Origin of the sequence: Phaeovibrio sulfidiphilus (genome assembly GCF_014861485.1) — a bacterium.
Taxonomy (GTDB): domain Bacteria; phylum Pseudomonadota; class Alphaproteobacteria; order Rhodospirillales; family Rhodospirillaceae; genus Phaeovibrio; species Phaeovibrio sulfidiphilus.
This window is the reverse complement of the sequence record NZ_JACZHT010000030.1, coordinates 1-307: the sequence shown is the minus strand read 5'-3', so window position 1 is coordinate 307 and position 307 is coordinate 1. Positions and strand designations below refer to the sequence as shown.

The following is a 307-nucleotide window of genomic DNA, read 5'->3' as shown; positions in this document are numbered from 1 at the left end:
GGCGTCCTCGCCGTCGGCAACCACCTTGCCATTGGCGTCAAGACGCACCTGGTCCAGGCTCAGGAACGGCAGGTCCGCCGCCTTGTCCAGGATCGAGAACGTGCCGGTCACTTTCCGGTTATCCTCCCGGGCCACCAGCACCGTGTAGATCTTTTCCGACGCCCAGCCGCTTCCGATGGCCTTCACCACCTTCAGGGTGGAGCCGTCCGGGACGCTCACATCACCCGTGCGGACCTCCAGGAGGTCGCTGCGATCCGCCGTGACCCGGACCTGGAGCGTGAACGTCTTGTCGTTCGTATTGAACCCG

The 307-nt window shown here is 64.8% G+C and carries 1 protein-coding gene; it reads right to left on the bottom strand.

The window, feature by feature from the left end:
* Positions 1-307: hypothetical protein (locus IHV25_RS10275; protein WP_192535031.1), on the bottom strand; the 307-nt coding region annotated here is incomplete at both ends.